This window comes from Longimicrobiaceae bacterium (assembly GCA_035696245.1).
Classification (GTDB): Bacteria; Gemmatimonadota; Gemmatimonadetes; order Longimicrobiales; family Longimicrobiaceae; genus DASRQW01.
Genome location: DASRQW010000410.1, coordinates 1 through 2,903, shown reverse-complemented (window position 1 = coordinate 2,903; position 2,903 = coordinate 1). Strand labels below are relative to the sequence as shown.

The 2,903-nt window shown below is 70.5% G+C and carries 2 protein-coding genes; both read left to right on the top strand.

Annotated features, from left to right (window positions below; genetic code table 11):
* Positions 1 to 1,599 (top strand): molecular chaperone DnaK (gene dnaK / locus VFE05_18335; GenBank protein HET6232038.1); only part of this gene is annotated, 1,599 nt, incomplete at its 5' end.
* A 210-nt stretch (positions 1,600 to 1,809) separates the two neighbouring features.
* A partial coding sequence (locus tag VFE05_18330; protein ID HET6232037.1) for a trypsin-like peptidase domain-containing protein occupies positions 1,810 to 2,903 on the top strand: 1,094 nt, incomplete at its 3' end.

The window sequence follows — 2,903 nt, the reverse complement described above, 5'->3', positions numbered from 1 at the left end:
CTGGCCGAGGACGCCGGCAAGTTCCTCGGCGAGCGCGTGACCGAGGCCGTGATCACGGTCCCGGCGTACTTCAACGACGCCCAGCGCCAGGCCACCAAGGACGCCGGCACGATCGCCGGCCTCGAGGTGCTGCGGATCATCAACGAGCCGACTGCCGCCGCGCTCGCTTACGGGCTCGAGAAGAAGGGCCAGGAGACCGTGCTCGTCTACGACCTCGGCGGCGGCACGTTCGACGTCTCGCTGCTCGACGTCGGCGACGGCGTGGTCGAGGTGCGCTCGACGAGCGGCGACGGCCATCTCGGCGGCGACGACTTCGACCAGCGGATCATCGACTGGCTGGTGGCCGAGTTCAAGAAGGACCAGGGCATCGACCTCTCCAAGGACCCCATGGCGCTCCAGCGCCTCAAGGAGAGCGCCGAGAAGGCGAAGATGGAGCTGTCGACCACCATGTCGACCGACATCAACCTGCCCTTCATCACGGCCACGCAGGAAGGGCCCAAGCACCTGAACGTGACGCTGACCCGCGCCAAGTTCGAGTCGCTGGTGGACGACCTGGTGCAGCGCACCATCCCGCCCATGGAGCAGGCGCTCAAGGACGCGGGCCTGAAGACGACCGACATCGACGAGGTGATCCTGGTGGGCGGCAGCACGCGCATCCCCAAGATCCAGGAGGTGGTGAAGGCGTTCTTCGGCAAGGAGCCGCACCGCGGCGTGAACCCCGACGAGGTGGTCGCAATCGGCGCCGCCATCCAGGGCGGCGTGCTGGCGGGCGACGTGAAGGACGTGCTGCTGCTCGACGTGACCCCGCTGTCGCTGGGCATCGAGACGCTGGGCGGCGTGTTCACCACGCTCATCGGCCGCAACACCACGATCCCCACCAAGAAGAGCGAGGTGTTCTCGACGGCCGAGGACAACCAGACCACGGTGGAGATCCACGTGCTGCAGGGCGAGCGCGAGATGGCGATGTACAACAAGACCATCGGCAAATTCCAGCTCACGGGCATCCCGCCGGCACCGCGCGGCATGCCGCAGGTGGAGGTGACGTTCGACATCGACGCCAACGGCATCCTGCACGTGTCGGCCAAGGACCGCGCCACGGGCAAGGAGCAGAAGATCCGCATCGAGGCCTCGAGCGGCCTGAGCGAGGCGGAGATCGACAAGATGGTCAAGGACGCCGAGGCGCACGCGGCCGAGGACAAGTCGCGCCGGGAGACCATCGAGACGCGCAACCGCCTCGACTCGCTGACGTACGAGGTGGAGAAGAACATGAAGGAGTGGGAGGACAAGATAGACCAGGGCGCCAAGGACACGCTCAACGCCGCGCTGGAGCGCGCCCGCAAGGCGCTCAAGCAGGACGACGTGGCCGAGGTGCGCAGCGCCACCGAGGAGCTGAGCAACGCCTACAGCGCCGCCGGCGCGCAGATCTACGCCGCGCAGCAGGCCGAGGGCGCGGGTGCCGCCGGTGCGGACGCCGGGTTCAGCGGCGGCGCCACGGCGGGCGCGGGCTTCGCGGACGACGCGACGGCCCAGGCCAACGCTTCGCGCGGCGCCGACGACGTGGTCGACGCCGACTACGAGATCGTGGACGACAACAAGTAGGAAGCCGCCCACAGGAAGTTGCAGTACCCGCGCCCTCCTCCGGCGCTCGTCACGTCCCGGCCCCGTCTCCCGACACTAGGGAGGCGGGGCCGGGATTTTGCGGGCCTCCCTCGTCCGCCGTAAGCTTCGGGAGATGCGCGGCCGCACCGCCTTCCATCTCCCGTGCCCCTGCGCACCCGCCGTCGCGCCACCCTCACCCGAATGCATCCGATGCTGCACCAGGTACGAAGCAGGGGCGCCGCCGGGGCGCTGGCGGTGGCGGCCTTCGCGGGCGGCATCGTCGCCGCGTCGGGCATGGGCTCCACGCGCGGCACGCTGGCCGCCGCGCAGCCGGGCCAGACGGCCACGCCCTCGCGGCGTGATGTGAAGCCAGTGGCGGACCTGAGCGACGCGTTCATCACCATCGCGGAGTCGGTCACGCCCGCCGTGGTCTCCATCCAGGCCGAGAAGACGTCCCCCGGCCCGGCTGGCGGCGGGCGCGTGCCGGACGAGGTGCGGCGCGCGCTCCCCTACCTCCGTCTCCCGGACGAGCAGCCGGACGTGCCGGAGGTCTCCAGCGGCTCCGGATTCGTGATCGACCCGTCGGGCCTCATCCTCACGAACAACCATGTGGTCGCCGGAGCGGACCGGCTCACCGTGGTGCTCCAGGACAACCGGCAGCTCCAGGCCACGCTGGTGGGCCGCGACCCGAACACGGACGTCGCCGTGATCCGCGTGAGCGGCGGGCAGCTTCCGGCGGCGAGGCTCGGAAGGTCGGAAGGGGCGCGCATCGGCGAGTGGGTGCTGGCTATCGGCAACCCGCTGGACCTGGGGACGACGGTCACTTCCGGCATCGTGAGCGCGAAGGGACGGGCGCTGGGCGGGCTGCTCCAGCAGAACAACGGCAACAGCCCCTGGGCGATCGAGGACTTCATCCAGACCGACGCCCCCATCAACCCGGGCAACTCCGGCGGGCCGCTGGTGAACCTGCGCGGCGAGGTCGTGGGCGTGAACTCCGCCATCGCCTCGTCCACCGGCTTCTACGCGGGCTACGGCTTCGCGATTCCCATCGACCTGGCGAAGCGGATCGCGGACGACCTGGTGCGCTACGGCCGCGTGCGGCGCCCCGCGCTGGGCGTGCAGGTCACGGAGGTGACGCCGGAGGACGCGGTGGTCTTCAAGCTGCCGCGCATCTACGGCGTGGTCGCGCAGGCGTTCCCGGCCGGCAGCGCCGCGCAGCGGGCCGGCCTCCGCGCGGGCGACGTGATCGTGGCGGTCGGCGGCACGCCCATCGAGCACGTGGGCCAGTTCCAGCGCCTCATCGC